The organism is Shewanella sp. S1-49-MNA-CIBAN-0167, assembly GCF_040310145.1.
GTDB classification, from domain to species: Bacteria; Pseudomonadota; Gammaproteobacteria; order Enterobacterales; family Shewanellaceae; genus Shewanella; species Shewanella psychromarinicola.
In genome coordinates this window covers 44,322-64,977 of record NZ_JBEOPO010000025.1, presented here as the reverse complement: position 1 = coordinate 64,977, position 20,656 = coordinate 44,322, and the positions used below count along the sequence as shown (strand labels likewise).

The window sequence follows — 20,656 nt, the reverse complement described above, 5'->3', positions numbered from 1 at the left end:
AAGCCGCTAAATAGCGGCTTTTCTAACAAGTTGAAAAAAATACAGGTTAAAGGTTAAATCAAACTGTATTTTTTATGCTTATTTATGAGTGTGCTTCAGCTAAATATAACCAAGTGTCAATCACTGTATCTGGGTTAAGAGAAACAGAATCAATACCTTGCTCTACTAACCATGCCGCAAAATCGGGATGGTCTGATGGGCCTTGACCACAAATGCCCACATAAGCACCTTTGGCTTTAGCCGCTTTAATTGCCATGGCTAATAATGCTTTAACCGCATCATTACGCTCATCAAACAAGTGGCTGATAATACCAGAGTCACGATCAAGCCCTAATGTTAACTGCGTTAAGTCGTTTGAACCGATAGAGAAACCATCGAAATGTTCAAGGAATTGGTCAGCTAATAGTGCGTTTGACGGTAATTCGCACATCATAATGACGCGTAAACCGTCTTTACCGCGCTCTAAACCTTGTTCTTTAAGCAATTCAATCACTTGAGCAGCTTCATTAACAGTACGCACAAATGGGATCATCACTTCAACGTTGGTTAAGCCCATTTGCTTACGAACGCGTTTAATCGCTTCACATTCAAGCGCGAAACAATCGCGGAATGATTCAGAGATATAACGGCTGGCACCGCGAAAGCCCAACATTGGGTTTTCTTCATCTGGCTCGTAGCGATCACCACCGACTAAGTTTGCATACTCGTTAGACTTAAAGTCTGACATACGTACGATCACTTTCTTCGGATAGAACGCCGATGCGATAGTGGCAATACCTTCAACCAGACGTGCAATATAGAATTCAACGGGAGAATCATAACCAGCGATCATCTCATTGATTTCAGTTTGCAGTTCAGCAGTTTGACCGTTGAAATCAAGCAAGGCTTTAGGGTGAATACCAATCATGCGGTTAATGATGAACTCTAAACGCGCTAAACCGACACCTTCGTTAGGTAAACGAGCAAAGTCGAATGCACGGTCAGGATTACCGACGTTCATCATAATTTTCATCGGTAAATCAGGTAATGTATCAACACGGTTAGTGATGATTTCAAAGTCTTGTTTACCTGAATAAATTAAGCCAGTATCGCCTTCAGCGCAAGATACCGTGACAATGTCGCCCGTTTTAATACGGTCAGTGACATCACCACAACCCACAACAGCAGGTACACCTAATTCGCGTGCAATGATCGCAGCATGGCAAGTACGGCCGCCACGGTTAGTCACAATCGCGCTCGCGCGCTTCATGATAGGTTCCCAATCAGGGTCTGTCATGTCAGTGACTAATACATCACCAGGTTGAATTTGGTCCATCTCATCAATCGAAGTTAATACCTTAGCCACACCGGTACCAATCTTATGACCAATAGCACGGCCTTCACAAATTACGTCACCCCTAGTTTTCAAGTGGAAACGTTCAATTAACTGGACATCTTCACGGCTACGGACCGTTTCTGGACGAGCTTGAACGATATACAACTTACCGTCGTTACCGTCTTTTGCCCATTCGATATCCATCGCACGGCCATAATGCTTTTCAATAATCACAGCTTGCTTAGCAAGCTCCATGACTTCTTCATCATTAATAGAGAATATACGACGTTGTTCAGCAGCAACATCTTCAATTTTAACTTGCTTGCCATGTGCAGCATCATCAGAGTAGACCATCTGAATCAACTTACTACCAATATTTCGACGCACAACAGCCTGATGACCTTGCGCTAAAATAGGTTTGTGTACATAGAATTCGTCAGGGTTAACCGCGCCTTGTACAACCATTTCACCTAAACCAAAAGATGAAGTGATAAAGACAACGTCATTGTTACCTGATTCAGTGTCCATGGTGAACATGACACCAGAAGCGGCTTTGTCTGAACGGACCATACGTTGTACGCCAGCAGATAAAGCAACGCCTTGATGTTCGTAACCTTGATGAACACGATAAGAAATTGCACGGTCGTTAAACAGTGAGGCATAAACATGCTTAACAGCCAGCATGACAGCATCAAACCCTTTAACGTTTAAGAATGTTTCTTGTTGGCCGGCAAAAGACGCATCTGGCATATCTTCAGCTGTCGCTGATGAACGCACTGCAAATGACGCTTCTTGAGTTTCGCTCGACAACTGCTCGTAAGCTTCGCGAATGGCAACTTCTAATGCTGGCTGAAATGGGGTGTCGATAACCCATTGTCTGATCTGCGCACCTACTTTTGCCAGCTCAGTAACATCATCAACATCCAATGTTGCCAGAATGTCAAAAATTTTCTGGTTAACTCCACTTTGTTCAAGGAACTCATTGAACGCATGAGAAGTTGTTGCAAAGCCGCCAGGGACCTGAACTCCTGCGTTGGCCAAATTGCTGATCATCTCTCCAAGGGATGCATTTTTTCCGCCAACCTTGTTAACATCACCCATGCCTAATTCTTGATACCAGAGTACATATTGCTGCACAGTTTTATCTCCGCAAGTTTTTATTTCAGTGGCCACTTCACATAAGGGCAATAGCATCTTACACTCCCACACAACAAGCGTAAATCTATAATTTTATTTGTAATTTTATTACTACAAGAGGTCACAATGACACCAAAAGTATTCTATATTTCAGATGGGACCGCGATCACAGCAGAGGTTTTTGGTCATGCGGTACTTTCGCAGTTTCCTTTAGAATTTGAAGCACTTACAATTCCTTTTGTGGAAACGGTTGTGCGCGCTCAAAAAGTTAAGCAACAAATAAATGATTGTTTTATTACAACAGGCGTTAGACCACTTGTGTTTCACTCAATCATTAATCCTGAAATTCGCAATGTTATATTTTCAAGTGAATGTGTCGATTATGACTTTTTGAACACCTTTGTTGCGCCATTAGAACAACACTTAGGTATACAAGCTAAACCTTTATTGCACCGAACCCATGGTAAAAGTAACCACGGTTATGAAACCCGTATCGATGCGATTAACTACACCATGGAAAATGATGACGGTCAGACCATGAAACACATGGATAAAGCCGATATCATTTTATTAGGGGTGTCGCGTTGCGGCAAAACACCCTCAAGCTTATATCTGTCAATGCAGTTTGGTATTAAAGCTGCAAACTACCCATTTACTGAAGATGACATGGATGATCTCAAGTTACCTGAAGCATTGAAACGTAATAAATCAAAATTATTTGGCCTAACAATAGACCCACATCGTTTACATGAAATTCGTCAAAGCCGCATGGAAAACAGTCGCTATTCATCATTAAGACAGTGCCGACTTGAAGTAAAAGAAGTCGAGATGATGTATAAAAAAGAGCGTATTCCTTTTGTGAATACGACCAATCATTCCGTAGAAGAAATTGCCACAAAAATTATCGACATAACCGGTTTAGATCGCCACATGTTCTAATTTATAAACAATAAAAAGCACTGTAAAAAGGCTTTTAAACCCGAGTTCACTAGCTTGATTCGGGTGAGTCTTTTACGGCAATCTGTTTTTTAGCCACTAGAATCCGAGGCTAAGCCTCGCATGTTGAACTTCTTTGGGTATATAATCTCGGGCAATATGATGCAGATGCATCTCACGATTTCTCGGTAATATGCATGACAATTAAAACAGATGAACTACGAACTACCCTTTTAAGCAAAGTCATTTCACCCGCTCAGCTGGCATCAGAATACCCTTTGACTCAAGATGCTGCTGACTATCTTGTTGCCCAGCGCCGAGAAGTTGAAGCGATTATTGCAGGCGAAGATCAGCGCTTATTGGTGATTATTGGCCCTTGCTCAATCCATGACACTAAAGCGGCACTCGAATATGCAGAGCGCTTATCCGCATTACACCATGAGCTAAAAGATGATTTGTGCATTGTAATGCGAGTCTACTTTGAAAAACCACGTACGATTGTGGGCTGGAAAGGCTTAATTTCAGATCCAGACTTAGACGGCAGCTTTAGCCCAAATAAAGGCTTACGCATCGCACGTGAACTGCTGCAACAGATTACCGAATTAAAACTCCCTATCGCTACGGAGTTTTTAGACATGGTTAACGGTCAATACATTGCAGATCTTATTACCTGGGGTGCTATTGGGGCACGTACCACTGAAAGCCAAATTCACCGTGAAATGGCTTCAGCGCTATCATGCCCAGTCGGCTTTAAAAATGGTACTGACGGTAACATTAATATCGCTGTTGATGCGGTGCGCGCTGCTCAAGCGCCTCACATTTTTTATTCTCCGGATAAAGATGGTGCGATGGCAGTTTACCGTACTCATGGCAACCCATTTGGCCACATTATTTTACGGGGTGGTAAAACACCTAACTATAGTGCAGAAGATATTGAAGTAGCTCGCGCTCAATTAGAGCAAGTGGGCGTGACTCAACGTATGGTGGTAGATTTTAGCCACGGTAACAGTGAGAAACAACATCAAAACCAATTGAAGGTTGCCGATAGCATCATGGCGCAACTGCGTAATGGAAGCACTGCGATAGCCGGTATCATGGCTGAAAGCTTTATGATTGAGGGCAACCAAAAAGTGGTTAAAGGCCAACCATTAGTTTACGGACAAAGTATTACCGATGCCTGTTTACATTGGGCCGATTCTGAAAAGCTGTTACGCGATTTAGCCCAAGCGTCGAAAGAACGTAAAGCCTTACTGGCAAAATAGCGGTCACGTCACAGGCTAGCGACGAACACAATAAAAAGCCAATTACGATCCTCTTTGTATAACGGCTATACTATTATCAATACTTTATATAGTTGTTTCCTAATGCCAGCCATTTATGGTTGGCATTTTTATATAATTAATTCAATTTATTACGATCAATAACGTCCTCAGACAGGGATAAATGACAAGTGGCAAGTGGCGCAAGGATAATGTACGCAACGCATTGCTGAACCTCCTATTGTATGCTTGAGCGTAACGGATTAATTGACTCAAGCCACGCCACTGAGTGACCGACTGAAGGTTGTATTTGCTAACACTAGGATTAAAAATAATCCATAAAACCAACATTCAGCACATATTCGATTATGATTGTCATTAATTTGGAGGCTTAATATTGTCGATAACGCTTATCTTTAACGTAAATAATGATGTTTAATAACCGTGGACAATTATTAACAGATAATCGCGTTAGCTAAAAACCCAATGTCATCATTCCACACACTCCCCCTATTGATAAGGATGTTGTTATGCAAAGTTCGTCTCGTAGTGCTGCTATTTTTGGCATATTGATTGCGCTGGGTCTCGGCACACTAGGCGTATTACTTAAACAAGCTATTATTGAATATAAGTTACTCGATCGAAGTGTCACGGTAAAAGGCTTAGCAGAAAATGAATATCCTGCCGACATCGTCATTTGGCCTATTCAATTTACTGCGGCCAATAATAATCTCGATGAACTCTACAAACAGCTTGAAGTCCAAAGCAACCAAGTCGTTAGCTTTTTAGCCGAGCTAAATGTTGCCCCAAAAGAAGTTACGCTCACCGCGCCCACGATTACCGATAAGTTGGCGCAACAATATGGTGGAAATCAACCGATAGAATTACGCTACACGGGGTCACAAACGATTACAGTCTATTCTAACGACATCGAAAAAGTACGCGCTGTGATGCCCAAATTAACTGAACTGGGTAAAATGGGTATTGTCTTTTCTCAAAATAACTATGATGCCCAAGTTGAATATATTTTTAGCAGATTAAATGACGTTAAACCCAAAATGATTGAAGAGTCGACAACCAATGCGCGTTCAGTCGCCAAAAAATTTGCTTCCGACTCGCAAAGTCGATTAGGTAAAATTAAGAAAGCCACTCAGGGGCAATTCAGTATCAGTAATCGTGATAAAAACACGCCTTATATTAAACAGGTACGCGTAGTATCAACCATCGAATATTATTTAGCGGATTAACAACATGAAGCAATTATTCACCTCTTTTCTAATCGGTTTAATGAGCCTAATGTGTGCTCCATTAATGGCGAATGCTCCCGCATCGGTTGAACTTAATCATCCCGCCACGGCCCCAAAAAACCATCAAGTTATTTTTATTGTCAGACATGCTGAAAAACTGGATGGTAAAGATCCGAGTTTGTCCGCACAAGGTCAATTACGGGCGTTACGCTTAGCGAAGGTGTTATCCAGTACACCGCTAACTAAGGTGTTCACCACTGACTATAATCGTACCCGTGAAACTGCGACTGCCGTCAGCCAAGATCAGCAACTCAATCTGAGTATTTATGACCCTCGCGATATGGCCGTATTCACTCAACAACTATTAACTCAACAAGGAAATATTTTAGTGGTTGGTCACAGTAATACGTCGACAGATTTAGTTGAACGACTCAGCGCAGAAAAACAACGTCCTATCGATGATGCGAGTGAGTTTGATCGTCTGTATATTGTGACGCTCAATCAAAATAAACAAATGGTCTCCTGTGTTTTACTGCGTTATTAATGGGTAAATGTAAGGTCAATACTAATACAAAATACTAAAGACTAAGCCATGTCACCTGCAGTGCCAATCATGCGGTGGCCAGGTCACTGAAGGGCTAATAAACGGGCTCTATTAAGCTCAATTGGCACAGTGACATCGACATGGCTAAACGCAATACAGTATAATGCGCCGCTTTTTTCGCTTAATTCTTTGTTAATCTGCATAACATTAGGTAGTTGTATGTCCCTTACTCAAAACCCCGCACAAACCCAAACCGATTTCCCTGATGATATTGCAGCACGGATTGCTCAATCAGAAGCGCGCGTTATAAAGGCTATTTTTCCCTCTAATACCAATCACCATAACACCTTATTTGGTGGCGATGCTTTAGCTTGGATGGATGAAACGGCTTTTATCGCCGCCACCCGTTTTTGTCGTAAAACTTTAGTTACCGTCAGTTCTGATCGTATCGATTTTAAAAAAGCGATACCCGCTGGCAGCTTGGCTGAGCTGATTGCAAATGTTATCCATGTTGGTAATACATCACTTAAAGTTGAAGTGAATATTTATGTCGAAGACATGTACAAGGATCATCGTGAACATGCGATACGCGGAGTGTTTACTTTTGTTGCGGTAGATGAAAACAGAAACCCAACCCAAGTGTGGCCGCACAATTAATATGCCCTTTCTAATGCAGCCTAATGGCTGCATTTCTATTTTATTCACTCAACTAAAATTTATCTTTGTACTGTTTTTATTCAAAAAAAAACCACAATGTGACATAAAGCAATAGAATACTCGATTACTTTTCTGTTACATTGAGTTATCTTCGCGTGCAACATAGAATAAAAAATGCCATGAAGCTCGAAAATTTAAACATCATCATTGCAGATGACCATCCATTATTCCGTAATGCCTTAAGGCTAGCATTGAGTAATACATTTGAACAAACGCAATGGTTTGAGGCTGATAGTGCCGAAGCATTACAAAGGGTTCTTGATGAAAAAGAGAAGCCATTTGACTTAATCTTACTTGACCTACAAATGCCGGGTTCACACGGTTACTCAACAATTATCCACCTTAGAACGCATTATCCTGATATCCCCGTGGTGGTGATCTCTGCCCATGAAGACATCAATACCATAAGCCGATCAGTACATTATGGCAGTAGTGGATTTATCCCTAAGTCGGCTTCGATGGAGTCATTGACTGAAGCGTTAAATGCAGTGTTATATGGTGATATCTGGTTACCCAAAGGCACTCAAATTATCCCCGTTTCTGATGATCCGACTGACAAAATGGCCAACCGATTGTCTGATTTAACTCCACAACAATATCGGGTGTTACAGATGTTTGCTGAAGGATTACTCAACAAACAAATTGCCTATGATTTTGGGGTGTCAGAGGCCACAATCAAAGCACATGCGACTGCTATATTTCGTAAACTGGGTGTTCGCAATCGCACTCAAGCGGTGATAGCATTGCAACAATTAGCCATGGATAGAATTGATATATTGTAATGCCTCAATCATTATCGCTACAACAACTGCCTTTTTCACAAGCTTGTGACAATAATAAGCAGCCTATCTTAACCCTATTGGCAAAATGGTTTGCCAATAGGCACCATATACTCGAAATTGGCAGCGGCACGGGCCAGCACAGCGTCTATTTTGCAAAAAACCTTGCCCATCTTCGCTGGCAACCAAGCGATCAACAACAGTATCTTCCAACTCTGCAAACGCGGCTCAATTTGCAAGCCTCCCCAAACTTACAACCCGCCATCACTTTAGATGTAACACAACCATGGCCACAATTCACACCACACCTTGATGCGATATTCAGTGCTAATACCCTGCATATTATGAGTCAAACGATGGTTGAAGCGTTTTTTGGCGGTATCGGCAGTGTATTGACTCATTCAGGCTCACTGGTCATATATGGTCCGTTTAATTACCAAGGCCAATTTACCAGTGACAGTAATCGACAATTTAATTTACTGCTGCAACAAAATAATCCTCACAGTGGCATCCGCGACATTGAATGGATCGGCCAACTAGCGCTTCAACAAGGGTTAACACTTCAAGAAGACATCGCTATGCCCGCTAATAACCGCATGTTACATTTTATAAAGTAACCAGCTTCATCTTAGTCAAGTAGTCAAGTAATCAACACCATTATTCAAAACGATTTGTGACTTACTGACAAAAAGCCTTGTAAGCTATCTACTCTGAGCAACAATACACAAGGACACTCTTTATGGGTTCGGTTACCACTAAAAGACATCCCAATGGTCTAGATTATGTCGCTGTCGATACTGCACTTTGCCAAGCACGTATTTTTATGCAAGGGGCTCAAATCGATCAATTTACTCCCGCGGGTAAACAGCCATTATTATGGGTATCAAACGCCGACGATTACCAACCAGGTAATGGTATAAGGGGGGGGATCCCGATTTGCTGGCCATGGTTTGGCATCAGCGACACCCTAGGATTTCCGCAACATGGATTTGCACGGAATAAAATTTGGTCGCTCGAATCCGTTAAGATGCGCGATCAATTAGTTGATTTAATGTTTACCCTACCTGCAGGTGAAATAGATAAGCAGTATTGGCCCCACGATAGCCAAATAAAGGTATTGTTCACCTTAGGCGAAACCTTATCGGTCAGTTTGGTCAATACCAATAATGAACACTATGACGTACAGCTTACTCAAGCATTACACAGTTATTTTCCCATTGAAGATATTCACCAACTTAAAGCAAGTGGTTTTGGCAGTTCACAATACATTGAATTTGGTGAAGGACCGTTTAAACAAGATGACGATATGGTTCAATTTGACCAAGAAACCGACAGAGTTTATACCAAGTTAGGTCATGTTCAGGAGTTACAGACACAAAATGGTACTATTGTGGTCAGCCGTGAAAACAGCCAATCTGCCGTGTTATGGAATCCCTGGATTGATAAGTCGGTGCGTTTATCTCGTTTTAATCCCGATGATTACTTAACCATGGTGTGTTTAGAAGCGGCTAATGTACTAGAAGATTGCGTGTTATTAGCCCCAGGACAGAGTCACACATTGACGACTCATATTGGTTGGAAATAAAATCACTTAACAGTTTATGACAAGCGTTAACGCTACAAAATGAGTATATAAAAAGTAGCCAGCGCAGTTTTACGTTTTATCATTTGAATCCCCAGTTAAGCTAATTATGTCTTAACTGGGGTAGTCGGATCAATTAGACCACGTCAGGTCAACACTCATCTGTTACATAGAAGACAGCCGACTTAATATCGGCAATGATGCTAAACGTGCAGTCAAACCGTTTGTGATAGGCATAAAAACTTTCTGTTTAACTACCCTTGGTACTGAGGCGAGCGTTAATTTATACGCATCTAAGAAACGGCTAAAGCCAATGGCTTAACTCCGTTCGATTACATAGAACACTCTTTAAAAGCAATTACCCTGCCATCACGGCGACCTCCATCGCCTCTTACCCTAGCGAGTTATCTAAGCAAGACGTAATTCGCCGAGCATGTTTCAAGTGTGAAACTTAGCATATTTTCAAGACAATAAAAAAGCAGCCCTAAGGCTGCTTTTTTCAATAACGTAAAACAGGATTTATTGAGTTGTATCTTTACAAGCTAAAACGCTTTCACTGTTAATGAACTGAATATTACCAGCAATTGGTGCAAATTCAGAGACTAAGATATCTTTCTTAGCTTTAATGAAAGTATAAAGAACTTCAGCATCAACATAACCAGTCATAACTGGAGAGATCTTAGGATAACCATCACCACCAGCAGCATTGAAACTAGGAACGGTTAAACTGTATTCTGCAGTAGCAGAATATGTATTACCTTTAACTTCACTGATTGTTACTTTCTTAGCGGAACAATCAACGTTCATTTTTAAGCCGACTATTTGAGGATATCCACCAGAACCTTTACTACCAACATTAACTGTCGCTACGGTATTAAGATACTCAGTTAATTGCGTTCCAGTCATAGTGATCTTTGTAATAGTATTAGCAAATGGCTGTACTGTAAGCACATCTTTATAAGAAATGTCACCTGTCTCGATAGAAGCTCGCACACCACCTGAGTTCATAACAGCAACATCAGCCATCACTTTTGTACGGTGAGCTTCTGCAATCAAATGACCTAAGTTGGTCTGTTGATTACGAACAATACTACGGTCACCTTCTAGCTTGCCATCGGTAGTACCAATAACTTCGCTTAGTTTTTCTCCACCCTCTTCTTGATACGGACGCAGAATTTCACGAACTATCGCATCTGGAGTAATTTTTTCAGCTATAAACTGACGAACACCATCAGCATCTTTCGCTTTGAGGTTAACTGGTACTAGCTTGTAATCGGCTAAGTGAAGCTCACCACCGAAATATTCAAAATCAGCACGACCAACATACTTGCCCCACTCGTGGGCTTGCATGATATAAGTACCATTTTGCATATCTGGACGGCAATCTGCACCTGGCTTAAATGCATCATCATAGGTTTGGTAATCTGCACTCATACACACAGGGTTCTGTGAATGACCACCAATGACAGCAGCTAGGTCTCCTTTGGTTACAGCACGAGCAAGAGCAACATCACCGGGTGCATTAGAGCCACTTTGTGAATCAGCATAATGGCCCATATGGGTAGTTGCAAAAATTAAATCTGCAGTACCTGCGGCTTTAATTTCTGCAATCACTTTCTTAATTTCATCAGCTGGCTTAGTGAATGTAAGCTCTTTAACAAACTCTGGGTTACCAATCGTCGCAGTATCTTCAGTCGTTAAACCGATTACAGCAATCTTAAGACCATTGATTTCAAAGATTTTGTATGGTTCAAAGTAACGAACTAGTGTTTCTTTGTCATCATTATCAATTTCAGTTTTGTAGATGTTAGCAGCAAGCATTGGGAAGTTAGCTAGCTCACGCTGCATATCCAATACACTTAGTGGGTTATCAAACTCATGGTTACCCACAGCCATTGCGTCGTACTCGATAAGGTTCATACCAATAAAGTCAGGACGTGCATCTAGTAAATCCGATTCTGGTACGCCAGTGTTAATATCGCCGCCAGATAATAAAAGCATTTCGCCGCCGTTTGAACTAACTTCAGCACGAATTTGGTCAATTAGCGTTTTACGTGCCGCCATTCCATACTCACCATACTTGCTTTCCCAGAAGCGGCCATGGTTGTCATTGGTATGTAATACTGTAAATAATGTACAATCTGCACCCGCTTCGGCACACGTCGTCGGAATGACGGCGGTGTTATCGTCGTCACTGTTACAACCTGTTAATGCAACAATAACCGCGGTTGCCAGCAAACCTTTAAACATTGTTTTGTTCATTTAAGACCCCATAATTTGAATAATTTGAATAATTTATTATTTTATACCTGATGAAAGTGTGTTTTTCTTTCGAGGTCAAATATTGGCTCGTGATAAAAGAATGTTAATTGCGATTCAAGATGTAACGCTTAATCATTCTAAGCCAGTACCTTGCAACAAAGAGTAAAACATTTTTAGCCGAACCCAACGGGCAGTATTTGTGGTTTACTGCGACAGCAATAGACCGTGTTAAGACAGAGTAAAGACACTGCATCAACATGGGCTTATCTTAATTAACCACAAGCAACCGTTAAATTTATCTCGAAAGATCAACAGACTCTAAATTTCATCAACATGATAGTAGCAAACATTGCCAAGGTTATGTGACATTTTCATGACGAAGTGTGACAATTTATACAATATTAACAATTAGTTACAACATATTTCGTCCCAAAAATAGAACAGTGTCATGTTCAGACTGATATTTTAACCGTTAAAAAAAAAGACTTAGCTGCATTTAAACAACTAAGCCTTTAAATTAGTGTAGATAATTACTCAAAAAGAAGAAACGGTTGATTGTCTTTTAAGTAAAACAACAAACACCTTAAAATAAATGCTTAAGATCACATTAACGTAAAACTTGCTGCAACCATTGACCTATATCTGCCAGTTGATTAGGCAGCACGCTGTGCGGCATTGGGTAAGTTTTCCACGAAGTGCTGTAACCCGCAGCATTTAAGGCATCATTAGCCATTTTGCCTGCAAATAAGGGTACTACATCATCTTGCTCACCGTGGTTATGCCAAATAGGCGTGTTTTGGTTAGCCGCTGATAATTGCTCAGGTAGTTTCTCTCCGCCAGGTAAGTAGCAAGATAACGCCATAATGCCCGCTAGTTTTTGCTCAAAACGCAGACCGGTAAACAAACTCATTACCCCACCTTGGCTAAAACCGGCTAAGACGATTTTATCGGCAGATATACCATTGTTAATTTGATCAACTATTAACTGCCGGATAGCTTGCTCTGACGCCATAACGCCTTGTATATCGGCGCGTTCATGCAAGTCCATGCTTTTAATGTCGTACCATGAGCGCATCACAAAACCGCCATTAATCGTCACCGCTTGTTCTGGTGCATGGGGGAAAATAAACCGAATACTATGCTGACTATTTAGACCTAACACTGGCACCACGGGGGCAAAACCGGCACCAGAATCACCTAATCCATGTAACCAAATAACACAAGACGTCGCGGGTAATTGCGGTTCAACTACGATTTTATCTAACTGAGCAGGCATATTTATTAATCCTTTCAATACAGTAACAATATTGCTGGCTATCTTACGTTAATTGATTTTTAACATCGAATTATTCACGCTTAATCATCACAAATAATACCGCTACAATGCTATCCACAGCATTTAATCGAACAAAAAGTCCAATTTTTTAATCTTTTATTCGATTTTAGTTGTTATATCATAAGTGAAAATATCTTGAATAGGTGAGCTAAAATGGGCTTATTACAAAATGGCCATTGGGTAGACCAATGGTACGCTACCGAAGAAAATAACGGTGATTTTGTTCGAAAAAATGCTCAATTACGTCATTGGGTGACGGCTAATGGCCAAGCCGGCCCATCAGGAGATGCTGGCTTTAAGGCAGAAGCAAATCGCTACCATCTGTACGTATCACTTGCCTGCCCTTGGGCACATCGAACCCTAATTTTTAGGCAGTTAAAGCAATTACAAGCGCTTATTGATGTCACTGTCGTTGAACCCCATATGCGAGAAAATGGCTGGGAATTTGCCAATGCAAATGGATCCCGTATTGGCCGACATATTACCGGGGCACAAGCGGATCCTTTGTATCAAAAGGATTTTTTGTACCAGCTGTATCAGTTTGCCAAACCTCAATATAATGGTCGAGTCACGGTGCCGTTGCTGTGGGACAAAAAAACCAACACCATTGTCAGTAATGAATCATCTGAAATCATCAGAATGTTTAACAGTGCCTTCAATCATCTCACGGGGAATGACCTCGATTATTATCCCCAAGCATTGCAACAGCAGATAGATGAACTCAATAACTTCATTTACGATAAGATAAATAATGGGGTGTATCGTAGCGGTTTTGCGACTTCACAAGCGGCTTATGAAGAAGCGTTCAGTGCATTATTTTCGGCATTGGATACCATTGAAACACGCTTAACAGGAACACGCTATTTGTTGGGTGAGCACATAACCGAAGCTGATTGGCGCCTGTTCACCACATTAATCCGGTTTGACAACGTTTATGTCGGTCATTTCAAAACCAACCGCAATACCATTGAAAGCATGCCAAATATTTCTGCTTACTTACGTGATTTATATCAACAACCCGGCATTGCCGCAACGGTCAATATGACCCATATAAAACAGCATTATTACTTCAGTCATCAACATATTAATCCAACTCAAATCGTCCCTATTGGACCAGATATTGACTATTTACGACCACATAACCGTGCGGATCTGACAACTTAACTAATCTAATTAACCTCATATAGGCTAATAAACGCTTATAAAAAAGTGCTTTGTGCCTTTTCTACCTTGTATTGACGTGCAATAGACTCGCTATTGACTCGTCAATACGCCTTGTTAGCTATACAAACAGCAAGCTTGATATTGGCGTATGTTGATGCGTTATTGCGCGTGGATCCCGGTGTGATTAAGTAACGCCTCTAATTGCGACGGATTATCGAGTTTGAGACTCCACCTTACCGTCCCTGCATCGGCTACAATCACTAACCCTTGATGGAAACAACTAATATCATCTACTGATGCAGCGAGCACCAATTGACTATCATGAAACCGGCACTGAATTTCATGCACAGTAACAATAATTTTACCCAAAGAAAAATCAATAACCATAATAACTCACTGTAAAAACAAAAATCCCAAGTCTTCACTTGGGATTTATACACCAATTAATTTACGCCTAAATTTAGCATTAACAGTAAATTAAACTCATTAGTGATGATGACCACCTGCACCATGGGCATGGCCATGAGCAATTTCTTCATCTGACGCGTCACGAGCACCGACAATTTCAATGTCGAAGGTTAATTCACGTCCTGATAGAGGATGATTCACATCTACCGTTGCCATAAATTTACCCACTTTGATGATGGTCACTTGACGTTTGCCCTCGTCAGTATTAACAACAGCAGCCATGCCAGGTTTCCATACTTTTGCACCAACAAGATGTTTCACCGATACGCGTTGTTCAGCATCAGCTTGGCGTTCACCATAGGTATCGGCAGCAGGAGGCGTAATGGTGAACTTCTCGCCAATTTGTTTACCATTAATAGCATCTTCGATACCTGGCATCATGTTGTCATGACCATGTAAATATGAAATCGGTTCAAGACCTTCGTTTGATTCAATCACATCGCCTTTTTCATCACGTAGCGAGTAATTAAACTGCACGACCATATCGTCTTTAATGCTCATTATCGTTCCTTAAATCTAAAATTTGCCGAAGCTTAGCAAAAGCGTGCTAATGCATCCACAAAAAAGTGGCCAATAACCTCGTCACTATCGTTTAATACCCAAGGCGGTAAATGTTTGTATGTCAGGGAAACCATCAGCAACAAGCCCTTTTTTCTGTTGAAAGGCTTGCAAACCTAACACTGAATTTCGGCCTAAAATACCATCTGGCTCACCGACATCAAATCCAGCATCATTCAGCTTTTGCTGTAATTTTTTTACCGTGTCTCGGCTTAATCTTGCTTGTTTAGGCACAGCGCGTGTTAATGGTAACGCGCCATTAATGCGGTCGGCTAAATGGCCCACCGCAATGGCATAAAACTCAGAACGATTCCAACGCATAATCACGTTAAAGTTGTCATAACCTAAGAAGGCTGGCCCTGTATGTCCTGCCGGTAAATATAATGCCGCTTGCATGTCTGGTGTAGATAACGGCTGACCATTCGCTTGGGTAATATTAAGCTCATGCCATTTAACGAGTGGTAAGACATGTTTGCCGCCTAAATAAGAAAACAGATAATCATCAGGCAACAACACTTCGCGCCCCCATCGTTCATCGGCTTTCCAACCTAGATGTTGTAAAAAGTTTGCCGCTGACGTCAGTGCATCATCGGTACTATTCCACAGATCAGCAATACCATCGCCATCGCCATCTACCGCATATTTTCGGTAGTTGGTCGGCATAAATTGAGTGTGCCCCATCGCACCTGCCCATGAACCGACCATTTTCTTATCATCAAAGTGATATTGCTGTTTTAGCTTAAGCGCTTGTAGTAACTCACCGGTAAAATAATCACTTCGACGAGGGTCGCACGCCAAGGTTGCCAGTGAGTCGAGCACTGACATGCTGCCTTTGTAACTGCCAAAATTGGTTTCAAGCCCCCAAAAGGCCATAATATATTGGCCTGGAACCCCATACTTTGTTGTTAGCGTGTTTAATAAAGGTTGATGTTTAGCCATTAATTTTCGACCTTGCTCAACTCGCCAAGGGGTCACACGCTTATCAAAATAATCACCAAATGTCGTGGTGAATTCTGGTTGTTGATTGTCTAATTCAATCACTCGTGGCACATACGTTAACTGAGCCACAGTGGTATCAATTATATCTTGTGAAATTCCAGCATCCTTGGCTTTTTGCTGTAATCTGACCACACATTGGGCAAAGTCATCAGCAGGCTCAACCGTATTACTGACCTTTGGTGTTGCCGAAGCCGTACAGGCACTGAGCACAGTACAAGATAAAATGATTGAAGCAACAAACACAGGAACCCGGCTTTTTTTCGTCATGAAACAACACTTAATTAGCACAAAATGAATAATGAATATCGTGACTGATTGCCCATCAGGAAACAAGAGCTGTCATCATTAAAGCCTGTTTATTTATGCAAAATTTAATTAACAAACAAAAAAACGGGTCATAACAATAGCAATCATTATATGTTCACTCAGTGCCACTCAAGCTTTTCAGTTCGCGGTATCATGTTGACACAATTATAAATTAAGATATTAAACAACTTGAATACCTGAGTCTCGCCCCAAAGACAGGCTTCAGTATGCTATTTAGCCGAGTATGATGTGACATAACGTTGCCTGAAGATAAGAAATGCAGCAACGATACCGTCAGTCATGCTATTGGCCAGTGTTGCGCAACATTCCAGTTAAGTGAACAGATAAGAAGTGAATTTACTCTCTAAATATCCACCGAGAATTCACATAATAAAATTTTCATTAATTAAGCCTTTTCCTTATTCATTGAGTCCGTATAATGACTTTAATTCTCACTCATTTAAGCGATTTATCATGACAGAACAGACAGCAGCATTAACAGGCTTTATCGAAAGCGTAAAACAACATCAAGTCTTATGGGGCTTACAAGATGAAACCGGTGAGGGTTGGGTTGTATGTGACTCATCAGAATTTGAAGAAACTGATGTTATGCCACTTTGGTCAAGTGAAACTGCGGCAAAAAGTCACTGCACTGACGAATGGGCTGACTACAATGCAGTGACCATCACTCTAGCTGAATTTTTAGAATACTGGGTAAGTGACTTAAATGATGATGGCGTATTAATTGGTGTTGACTGGGAAGCAGAGCAAGAATGCCTAGAAATCGACCCCATCGTACTGGCTAAAGAATTAGTTGATTTTGAACAAGAATAATCGACGTTAATTTAATCTTACTACCTAGGCTGTGAGTCATTGAACAGCCTATTGATAATACTGTGCCCATGCCTACTCTGATTGATGTTCCTTTTGACAAACGACACACTTGTTGGTTTTGCTACGAGCCAAGTAACCATACCTTTGATTACTATAGAATGACTCATACTCCCCATCCCTCTCTAGCCATTCCCGCTTGCAAAGAATGCCATATGTTAGCCAAGAAAAATCTGCTGACCTCTATTTGGGATTGTCGTGATGCGGTAAAAGATAATTTAATGCACCTATATCGCAAAGACTTAGCCATTGGCATTAACTGGACAGAGCAAGAACTCAAAGAATCTGAATTTGATTGTATGATTTTTGGTGGCTTTAAGAAAAGTGCTTGGATGATGTATCAAATCGCCCAAGGTCGTATTAATGCTCGGGGTTGGCCATTAAGTCTTGACGGTGTATTACTCGAGGGGGAAATCGCCGGTAATAGTAGTCAATATCAAACCGGTTTTGAGTTTGACGATATTGTATTTACCTCATTAACCAAAGCCATTAGCCACTATAGCCAAACCTTGTCTTTAGACAGTGGCTTTTTACAGCAGCTCATTACCCTGCTTGGTAAAGCCCAATTTGGTCATGCGGTTAAAATCGCTCGACTTAATATTGGTGTTACCCCCAGACATCAACGTCTTATTCTTGATGAGTTAATCGAAGATATGGACCAATAAACGACCTAACGACTAGCCAGTCTCTCGTTAATATCTAGCCAATAATAGTACGCAAACGATCTTGGACCACGCGCACTAATAAATCGGGTTGAAATTTAGAGATAAATTCATTACAGCCGACTTTTTCCACCATAGCTTGATTAAAACTGCCACTCAGAGAAGTATTGAGTGTAATAAATAACGATGTCATTCTGGGATCATTACGAACTTCGAAGGTCAACTTATAGCCATCCATTTCTGGCATTTCTGCATCGGTAATCATCATTAATAATTCATTTGCAACATCACGACCTTCATCCGCCCACGATTGCAGTAATTGCAACGCTTGAAGTCCATCTGACGCCTCAACAATCTCAAGGCCTAGCTGACTTAATGTATCTCTTACTTGCTTACGTGCAGTAGATGAGTCATCAACGATGAATACCTTACGGCCAAGCATTTGCGTCGCTAACGTTTCGTCGAGCACCCCATCGGTTAATTTCACATCGTAATCGATGATCTCAGCCAACACTTTTTCAACATCAATAATAGACACCAAACGCACTTGCCCTTGATCTTCAATTCTTGTTATCGCCGTTAAGTAGTTATCCCCGCCAGCGGTTTTGGGTGGCGGCATAATATCACTCCACGTCATATTAATAATGTTCTCGACATTACCCACTAAAAAGCCCTGCACACTGCGGTTATATTCAGTAATAATCAATTTGCTATCTTCGGTTACCGGCATGGGTGAAAAACCAATCGCTTCACGTAAATTAATCACCGGGATCGAGATCCCTCTGATGTTAGCCACACCATAAATATTAGGATTGCTACCAGGCACTGTATTTAACGGAGGTAAGTTAACTACCTCTTTGACTTTAAATACATTAATAGCAAATAATTGACTTGAACTAATGCGAAATAACAATAATTCTAAACGATTTTCGCCCACTAACTTAGTTCGTTGATCAACCGTATCAAGCACTTTTTTCATGAACGACTTCCACCTAAATATACAACTTCAAATATTAATAATAATTATACTTAAAAAATACCAATAATCGTTGTTAGACCTAGATTTATGTGACCGAAAATGAAAAAATTTATTAAACAAGATCAATAACCAACCTCAATACGTACTCTATTTTCTGGGTCAATAAATTCCCATTGTATTAACCATTCAGTTAAGGCTTCAACATGACATTATTTTCCAAAATAATAAGCACTTTTAGCATCAGTATTTCTTTACTGGGTTTATCAGCATGTACACTGATTGACAAACCAGTTGATGTCGTCAAACCTTTTGAAATTGAGCAATACATAGGAACTTGGTATGAAATTGCCCGCCTTGATCACTCATTTGAGCGCAACATGTCAAATGTGACCGCGCAGTATAACCCGCAAGGTGACAAGCTTGTGGTTATTAATCGAGGATATAAACAAGATAAGCAACGCTGGGATCAGGCAACAGGCAAAGCATATTTCATTAATGGCGCTAATCAAGGATTGCTAACAGTCTCTTTTTTCGGACCATTCTATGGTGCATACCAAATCCACGACATCGTTCAAGCCCAAAATGGTCGTTACACAGATGCCCTCGTCATTGGCCCTAATGACAAGTATGCGTGGATTTTATCAAGAACACCCAGCATTGATGCCATTATTAAACAACGCTTTATGATGAAGTTATCCGCTTTAACGATTGATCCCAATAATCTGATTTGGGTTGATCATACCCCAGAGAAAGATGATCGTTAACCCATATAGAAGCGTATGACAGATCAAATTACCGACTAAGTTTCATATGGAGGCAGCTATGATAATCCCTATTTTCCCATTAACTATTTGCTTATTACCGCAGGGGTATACCCAATTGCGCATTTTTGAACCGAGATATAAACGCTTAGTCTCCGAATCCCTTAAAAGTGGTTTAGGTTTTGGCTTATGCATGTTGGCTGATGATAACAAATCCATCTTACCTATCGGTACATTGACCAAGATAATCGACTTCGAAATGCTTGAAGACGGCTTACTGGGTATCAGTATTCAAGGGCAAAAAACATTTACAATTAACCAAATCAGCGTTGATGATGACGGTTTAAAGCGAGCAGATGTGAGCTTAATTGATTCTTGGCCGAGCGATATTATTGAACAACAAAATGCACAACCACACATTCATCAGATAGATCGTAAAAAAGATAAGCTGCTCAGTAGTACTTTGAAGCAGATTTTGCAGGAATATCCTCAGCATCTTGCTCATTATTCGGAAGAAAAATTTAATGATATCGCTTGGGTATGTCAACGTTGGCTTGAAATTATCCCTCTGAGTTCAAAAGAAAAATATCAGTGTATTAATAGTCATGACCATAGATTAGCTAAATCATTCCTACTCGATATTATAAAATAATCTCAACGAGTGATCTGAACTCTACTACGCAGCGTATAATTTTTGAATTATGGTTTGTTCAGTTTGAACGAGCTAAGGCATAGATAAAGTAAATGCTTAAGC

Annotated in this window: 20 protein-coding genes; 13 read left to right on the top strand and 7 right to left on the bottom strand. The window is 40.8% G+C overall.

Annotated features, from left to right (window positions below):
• Positions 1–82: 82 nt before the first annotated feature.
• On the bottom strand, positions 83–2,452 hold the full coding sequence (ppsA, locus tag AAEZ00_RS13010) for a phosphoenolpyruvate synthase (protein ID WP_351088735.1): 2,370 nt from the start codon (positions 2,450–2,452) through the stop codon (positions 83–85).
• A 126-nt stretch (positions 2,453–2,578) separates the two neighbouring features.
• Between ppsA and ppsR the strand changes: the two genes are divergently transcribed.
• From ppsR to AAEZ00_RS12970, 8 genes are all read left to right on the top strand, one after another.
• Positions 2,579–3,391 carry a posphoenolpyruvate synthetase regulatory kinase/phosphorylase PpsR gene (gene ppsR / locus AAEZ00_RS13005; RefSeq protein ID WP_101030900.1) on the top strand — a complete coding sequence of 271 codons (813 nt, stop codon included), beginning with the start codon at positions 2,579–2,581 and terminating at the stop codon, positions 3,389–3,391.
• A gap of 194 nt (positions 3,392–3,585) precedes the next feature.
• Positions 3,586–4,650 (top strand): 3-deoxy-7-phosphoheptulonate synthase, encoded by a 1,065-nt coding sequence (locus AAEZ00_RS13000; RefSeq protein WP_101030898.1) that lies wholly within the window; start codon positions 3,586–3,588, stop codon positions 4,648–4,650.
• 527 nt (positions 4,651–5,177) lie between these two features.
• The gene (locus AAEZ00_RS12995) at positions 5,178–5,894 is read left to right on the top strand and encodes an SIMPL domain-containing protein (protein ID WP_351074457.1); all 717 of its coding nucleotides are present in this window, start codon (positions 5,178–5,180) and stop codon (positions 5,892–5,894) included.
• A 4-nt stretch (positions 5,895–5,898) separates the two neighbouring features.
• Positions 5,899–6,438: a SixA phosphatase family protein gene (locus AAEZ00_RS12990; RefSeq protein WP_351074455.1), complete on the top strand. Its 540-nt coding sequence runs from the start codon at positions 5,899–5,901 to the stop codon at positions 6,436–6,438.
• A 219-nt stretch (positions 6,439–6,657) separates the two neighbouring features.
• On the top strand, positions 6,658–7,095 hold the full coding sequence (locus AAEZ00_RS12985; RefSeq protein ID WP_101030892.1) for an acyl-CoA thioesterase: 438 nt from the start codon (positions 6,658–6,660) through the stop codon (positions 7,093–7,095).
• Positions 7,096–7,274: 179 nt separating this feature from the next.
• Complete coding sequence (locus tag AAEZ00_RS12980; protein WP_351088734.1) at positions 7,275–7,937, top strand: response regulator transcription factor; 663 nt, start codon at positions 7,275–7,277, stop codon at positions 7,935–7,937.
• The gene (locus AAEZ00_RS12975) at positions 7,937–8,551 is read left to right on the top strand and encodes a DUF938 domain-containing protein (protein WP_101030888.1); all 615 of its coding nucleotides are present in this window, start codon (positions 7,937–7,939) and stop codon (positions 8,549–8,551) included. The genes AAEZ00_RS12980 and AAEZ00_RS12975 overlap by 1 nt, the downstream gene beginning before the upstream one ends.
• Positions 8,552–8,673: 122 nt before the next feature.
• The gene (locus AAEZ00_RS12970) at positions 8,674–9,519 is read left to right on the top strand and encodes a D-hexose-6-phosphate mutarotase (protein ID WP_351088727.1); all 846 of its coding nucleotides are present in this window, start codon (positions 8,674–8,676) and stop codon (positions 9,517–9,519) included.
• A 516-nt stretch (positions 9,520–10,035) separates the two neighbouring features.
• On the opposite strand, the gene ushA is transcribed toward AAEZ00_RS12970, so the two are convergent.
• Positions 10,036–11,778, bottom strand: coding sequence for a bifunctional UDP-sugar hydrolase/5'-nucleotidase UshA (ushA, locus tag AAEZ00_RS12965; RefSeq protein WP_351088726.1), 1,743 nt, complete (start codon positions 11,776–11,778; stop codon positions 10,036–10,038).
• 607 nt (positions 11,779–12,385) lie between these two features.
• Positions 12,386–13,054, bottom strand: a complete 669-nt coding sequence (locus tag AAEZ00_RS12960) for an alpha/beta hydrolase (protein WP_124013849.1) — start codon at positions 13,052–13,054, stop codon at positions 12,386–12,388.
• A gap of 213 nt (positions 13,055–13,267) precedes the next feature.
• Here AAEZ00_RS12960 and AAEZ00_RS12955 point away from each other — a divergent pair, with 213 nt between their 5' ends.
• Positions 13,268–14,278, top strand: a complete 1,011-nt coding sequence (locus AAEZ00_RS12955) for a glutathione S-transferase family protein (protein WP_351088725.1) — start codon at positions 13,268–13,270, stop codon at positions 14,276–14,278.
• Between the two features lie 159 nt (positions 14,279–14,437).
• Here AAEZ00_RS12955 and AAEZ00_RS12950 read toward each other — a convergent pair whose 3' ends face one another.
• The 3 genes from AAEZ00_RS12950 to AAEZ00_RS12940 form a co-directional block, all read right to left on the bottom strand.
• Entirely contained in the window at positions 14,438–14,665 is a 228-nt protein-coding gene (locus tag AAEZ00_RS12950; protein ID WP_101030875.1) for a DUF3389 domain-containing protein, read from the bottom strand.
• A gap of 99 nt (positions 14,666–14,764) precedes the next feature.
• Positions 14,765–15,247, bottom strand: a complete 483-nt coding sequence (locus tag AAEZ00_RS12945) for an FKBP-type peptidyl-prolyl cis-trans isomerase (RefSeq protein WP_124013852.1) — start codon at positions 15,245–15,247, stop codon at positions 14,765–14,767.
• Positions 15,248–15,331: 84 nt separating this feature from the next.
• On the bottom strand, positions 15,332–16,570 hold the full coding sequence (locus AAEZ00_RS12940; RefSeq protein WP_351088724.1) for a lytic murein transglycosylase: 1,239 nt from the start codon (positions 16,568–16,570) through the stop codon (positions 15,332–15,334).
• A 513-nt stretch (positions 16,571–17,083) separates the two neighbouring features.
• On the opposite strand from AAEZ00_RS12940, the gene AAEZ00_RS12935 reads away from it, so the two are divergent.
• Together AAEZ00_RS12935 and AAEZ00_RS12930 are read left to right on the top strand one after the other, a co-directional pair.
• Positions 17,084–17,443, top strand: a complete 360-nt coding sequence (locus AAEZ00_RS12935) for a DUF2750 domain-containing protein (RefSeq protein ID WP_101030869.1) — start codon at positions 17,084–17,086, stop codon at positions 17,441–17,443.
• 68 nt (positions 17,444–17,511) lie between these two features.
• Positions 17,512–18,165, top strand: coding sequence for a hypothetical protein (locus AAEZ00_RS12930; protein ID WP_351088733.1), 654 nt, complete (start codon positions 17,512–17,514; stop codon positions 18,163–18,165).
• A 34-nt stretch (positions 18,166–18,199) separates the two neighbouring features.
• Here AAEZ00_RS12930 and AAEZ00_RS12925 read toward each other — a convergent pair whose 3' ends face one another.
• Positions 18,200–19,141, bottom strand: coding sequence for a chemotaxis protein CheV (locus AAEZ00_RS12925; RefSeq protein WP_351088723.1), 942 nt, complete (start codon positions 19,139–19,141; stop codon positions 18,200–18,202).
• Positions 19,142–19,344: 203 nt separating this feature from the next.
• Between AAEZ00_RS12925 and AAEZ00_RS12920 the strand changes: the two genes are divergently transcribed.
• Both AAEZ00_RS12920 and AAEZ00_RS12915 read left to right on the top strand, forming a co-directional pair.
• On the top strand, positions 19,345–19,905 hold the full coding sequence (locus tag AAEZ00_RS12920; RefSeq protein WP_351088722.1) for a lipocalin family protein: 561 nt from the start codon (positions 19,345–19,347) through the stop codon (positions 19,903–19,905).
• Between the two features lie 58 nt (positions 19,906–19,963).
• Positions 19,964–20,554: an LON peptidase substrate-binding domain-containing protein gene (locus tag AAEZ00_RS12915; RefSeq protein ID WP_101030863.1), complete on the top strand. Its 591-nt coding sequence runs from the start codon at positions 19,964–19,966 to the stop codon at positions 20,552–20,554.
• The last annotated feature ends 102 nt before the right edge of the window (positions 20,555–20,656 follow it).